General features: G+C 54.2%; 3 protein-coding genes. 1 reads left to right on the forward strand and 2 read right to left on the reverse strand.

Annotation, left to right across the window (positions count from 1 at the left end; translation table 11 throughout):
- Positions 1-832: 832 nt before the first annotated feature.
- Together KBZ33_RS21035 and KBZ33_RS21040 are read right to left on the reverse strand one after the other, a co-directional pair.
- Entirely contained in the window at positions 833-1,096 is a 264-nt protein-coding gene (locus KBZ33_RS21035; RefSeq protein ID WP_255011967.1) for a type II toxin-antitoxin system RelE/ParE family toxin, read from the reverse strand.
- A 1,135-nt stretch (positions 1,097-2,231) separates the two neighbouring features.
- Positions 2,232-2,369, reverse strand: a complete 138-nt coding sequence (locus KBZ33_RS21040) for a hypothetical protein (RefSeq protein WP_255011968.1) — start codon at positions 2,367-2,369, stop codon at positions 2,232-2,234.
- 226 nt (positions 2,370-2,595) lie between these two features.
- Between KBZ33_RS21040 and KBZ33_RS21045 the strand changes: the two genes are divergently transcribed.
- Positions 2,596-4,638 (forward strand): FkbM family methyltransferase, encoded by a 2,043-nt coding sequence (locus KBZ33_RS21045; RefSeq protein ID WP_255011969.1) that lies wholly within the window; start codon positions 2,596-2,598, stop codon positions 4,636-4,638.
- Positions 4,639-4,750 lie beyond the last annotated feature (112 nt).

Here is a 4,750-nt window from a genome sequence, read left to right on the forward strand (position 1 = left end):
GGACCAATGGCTTCCGCTCCATCAGAGCTGGATTGATGGCCGTGGCCCACGACATCAACAGGATGCTCGGCTGGAGCGGGATCCAGACGCTGGAAAGGGATTAACAAGACTTTCAGTCGGCCCTGGGTGCTGCCCTGAATCGTTCAGGCCTCCCAGATCTCCGCCAACTCTAACCTCAGCCCAGGGAATCGCTCGCCAGCCGCTCACGCGGGCGGCCCAGGCCAGCAGGCGCATCAACAAACGGCTGATGCGGGCACCGGTTTCACCGCCTGGGGGTTGGCGATGCAGGCTGGAGCTGAGGTCACCTCCGTGACACTGAAGCCAGCCCGCAGGATCAGCAACGGCCTGGGGCGAGGACGTCACTGGACTGAGTTTTCTGATCGCCAGTCCCACCAAAGCCCTGTGCGATCGGCTGGTGCTCAGCCGGCAGCTTCCGGTGCTGTCGCGGGCGGCGATGCGGCAGTGGCTGCTGAAGGTGATCGAATCCCTCCAACAGGATCCGGGTTGATGCAGGAGAGATCGCTGAACACTGGGGCGAAGACCCTCAGGAGCAGCTGTTGCTCCAGCCCTATTCGTGTGATGTGAAGTGTTTCAGCGAGCCGCGATTGGTTTGATCTGGAGTGGTACGTGCGCGCCAAAGCGGCCCTTGGTCTCTGGATCGGCCGCCTGGATGTCGCCAGCACACGCCTCGACATCGAACGTTTCATCGCTCAGAGCGAACCGTTGGCGATCTGGTCGCAGGATCGCTCAAGATCAGAAGCGGGCGAGCGAACTTCGGCATTGCCGATCTCCTCCGCTCCCGTCTTCTGTTTCTTGATGTTAGAAGGTCTACTCATCGGTAGACATCTCTTCTATGGCCGACCTTGACAACGTCGACAACACGCGACTGATCATCGACAGAGTAGATGACCCGATAGTTGCCTTGGCGGACACGAAATAGGTTCTGCCTACCCGCGAGCTTTTCAGACCCTGATGGCCGCGGTTGAACTGCCAGTGATTGAATCTTCTCAATCAATCGTGACAATTTCGCCTTGTCTAACACCGCCTGTAGCTCCTTAGCCGCCGATGACTTAATCGTGAGACTATATTCTGCCACTATCTCTTAAACTTGTGACAAACTCTTCGAAGCCAGCGCTTGGCTCAGCTTGCCTCTGATCAGCATCTCTCAAATCATCAGCGTCTTCGGCCAATGTCATGCGAACTGCTTCATTGACCATGTCCGATATTGAGCGGTTACAGGCAGCAGCTCTTAGGCGCAGTGCACGATGTACATCCGCGTCGAAATAGATAGTGGCCCGTTTTGTTTCATCCATTCCATGACCTTAGCGCTTTGACGTCAGGACGTCAAGACGGCGGCGCTTCCTGCCATTCTCTGATCCTTCTCATACTTCCAGCAGCTGGCGCAGCGCCTGGTGGTGCTGGCCTGACGGCTTGATGGCAACGCCCCTCAGCTGTTGCGGCCCCATTTGCAGGCTGTACATTGTGTACAGAAATGTCTTCTCTCGCTGAAGATCAAAGGTAAGAAGCAGCCCATTGCATTCATCAGGCCTGCTATGCGTCGTTGGCCACTTCATCATTGATCTTGGACAGCCGGTGAGTTCGTCATAGAAGATCTTGCAATCTGGTTCTTGAGGGCTTGACATCACGAAGGATGCTTGTCAAAAGACCAGGTTCCAAATCTTCATTGGAAGAACGGGAACAACCGTCGTCCTTCCGTCCGGGTGCTTCGTTCATCAATGCTGCGATGAGGCTCTTTCCTGAAACCGCCGAATATCTCGTCACACTTCTACTGTAACTCGCTGTACTCCTACGAAGTCAAGTGACTCAGGGTCAGTGCCTGTAACCTCAAGGCAAAGCTCAATGGCTTCCTTGATTCGCTGCATTAATTGATCCAGGGATTTGGCTTGTGTATGGCAACCGGGGGAGAGCCGGGACGGTCGCCACGAAGAACCCTTCTGAATGCCTTTCGACTAATACATCAAATTGCCTAGACATCAAATTCACCTCCTCAAGCGACTGTAGCTTCTTGTCTGTGTATTGCCACCAGGTTGGTTGGAGCTGGGACAGGAGGTCATGCTTGCAGGCAGCTGGTAACAGCATCGCCTTCCTGCAGGCCTCCGAACATGGGCTTGAGACCCCGCTGGATCCCCACAGCCGCGATTGGTTCGATCTGGAGTGGTACGTGCGGCCAGAGCGGCCATTGGCCTCTGGATCAGCCTTTCACAGCCAGGTCACTGCATGCCCTGCTGGCTGAACGGATCGGCCGCCTGGATGTCGCCAGCGCACACCTCGCCATCGAAGGTTTCATCGCGCAGCCCGAACCGTTGGCGATCTGGTCGCAGGATTACTTCCAGCAGCTGGTGCAGCACATGGTGGCGACTTGAGAGCTTGGAGGCTGACAATATCCTTGCTTGTTTACCACCACAATTCGCAACTTAGCAAGGAGGTGACTTGGTGAGCCAAATGTGAATCCCGAAGGAATTGGATGCTTATTATCAACGCTGCCGGACTGCGCAGTAAGTAATGAAAGCCTGATGAGGCTGGTTTTTCTCCCAAATTCCCGAGTAAGTTGTTGGTTAACTAACAGATGACCTCATGGCCAATCAGGTAGCCACCATCACGGCTGAACTGGTGGATGGCACCAAGGTTGTGGTGCCAGATTCGCTGGACCACATCACGTCGTATGTGCTTCAAGAACAGAACGACTGGTTTGAGGATGAGATCAAATTTCTGCGTGGCGTGGTGCAGCCAGGCACCACTGTTGTGGATATTGGGGCGAACTATGGGGTTTACGCCCTTTCGTTAGCACGCAAGGTGGGATCGACTGGGCATGTATGGGCCTTTGAACCGGCTACAGATACGGCTGAGTTGCTCAGAGCAAGTGCTTCAGTCAATGCAACTGACTGGCTGATGGTGGTACAGCAGGCGCTGTCTGATCGACAAGGCACAGCTTGGCTGCAGATGCCTGGTCAGTCCGAGTTGAACAGCCTGGCGAATTCAGACGGTGCTGCTACGGAGGTTGGGCCAGGAGAAGCCGTCACCATTACAACACTTGACGCCTGCCTGGAGCTATTCGGCTGGTCCAAGGTGGATCTCCTGAAGATTGATGCTGAGGGAGAAGAGGATCGCATCCTTCTTGGGGGAGCGCGCTTCTTCAGGGATCTTTCTCCCTTGGTCATGTTTGAGGTGAAGGCTGGAATGGATCTGCATCTGGATCTTGTCGACCGATTCCAAGAGCTTGGCTATCAGTGTTTCCACCTGATTCCGGGTCTGGATGTTCTGGCCCCCTTTGATGCCGGCCAGGGCGTGGATGGCTATCTGCTGAATTTATTCGCGGCCAAACCCGATCGTTGCCAGGCACTGGCTGCTGCTGGCAAGCTTGTCGGGTATACCGATATGGTCAAAGTAGATGTTGGCCAAGCACATAGTCAGCTTGATTCCTGGCTTGCCGATCTGGAAAAGAATCCTTATGCTCAGAGCCTAGCGCCGCGATGGCTTTCAAAGGCTAATCAGCCGCAGCGGGAGGCCATCTGCCAGGCATTGGCGTCGTGGAGCATCTCTCAGGATTGCAGTCAGCCGATCACGAAACGTTTTGGCGCTCTTTGTTTTAGCTATGACTTGCTGAATCAGGAGTGTCAACTCGGATGCCCTGTCAGTCGCTGGGCAAGTCTCACAAGAGTGGCCTTGGCCTTGGGCGAACGCCAGCGGGCCATTGAGGCTGTGAGCGCGATGCTCGCAGATCTTCAGAGCGGAGAGGAGCCCCGCATGGATGAACCCTTTCTCTGTCCTGATCCAGCCTTTGATGCTGTGGATCCTGCTGGTCAGTTGAAGGCTTGGCTAGAGGCTGCTGGCTTGTCAGTTCTTGAACAGTTCGGTTGCTTTTCTGGCTTCTTCAGTGCTGAATCGGCTCTCCCGAGGCTTGAGAGACTAATATCTCTCGGTTTTGCTAACGAGACCACACAGCGCCGTCGGAAATTATTAACCAAGCGGTTTGGCACTGCGGATCAAGATGCTTCTGATTCCCAGCCTGCGCAGCTATCTCCGCAATTTGGCTCTGGTTCAGATCTGCAGGATGCTTTGGGTACCTCCGCTCGCGCCTGGTTTCATTTTCTTCGGCTACAGAAGCCATTGCGCTGTATTGATGTAGGCGCCCTTGCCTTGAAGGGGGATCCTGACCCTTGGATTCACTGGGCACAGATCGGTTGCGCTGAAGTGCTTGGATTTGAGCCTTTGAAAGATGAATGCGCGAAGCTCAATGATCAGGCAGAGGCGAATGGAATTGCAATGCGGTATCTGCCATGGGCCTTAGGTGATGGAAATGAGCATACTCTGAATATTACCAATGAACCCATGACATCGTCACTATTCAAGCCAGCTCGTTCCACTATCGATCTTTTTCCAGCCCTTGGTGATCTGATGCATGTAGTAGCCGAGGAAACTGTTCAAACGCGTCGCCTTGATGATATCAGAGAAGCAGCTCCTACGGATTTTCTCAGACTCGATGTGCAAGGTGCTGAGCTCATGATTCTTGAGAGTGCAAAGGCGGTTTTGCGTCATGTCTCAGTGATTCAATGTGAGGTAGAATTCATCGAGCTTTATTTGGGCCAACCACTTATGGCTGATGGGCACCTCGAATAATCAGCAATTTCCAGGGTCTCTACGGACATGAAAAAGCCGCCGAAGAGGCGGCAGAGCAGGAGAATCTATCTCGACCATCGACGAGATCGCTTGAACCATGGGATCCTCTCTA

This window comes from Cyanobium sp. Cruz-8D1 (assembly GCF_024345975.1).
In the GTDB taxonomy this organism is placed as follows: domain Bacteria; phylum Cyanobacteriota; class Cyanobacteriia; order PCC-6307; family Cyanobiaceae; genus Cyanobium.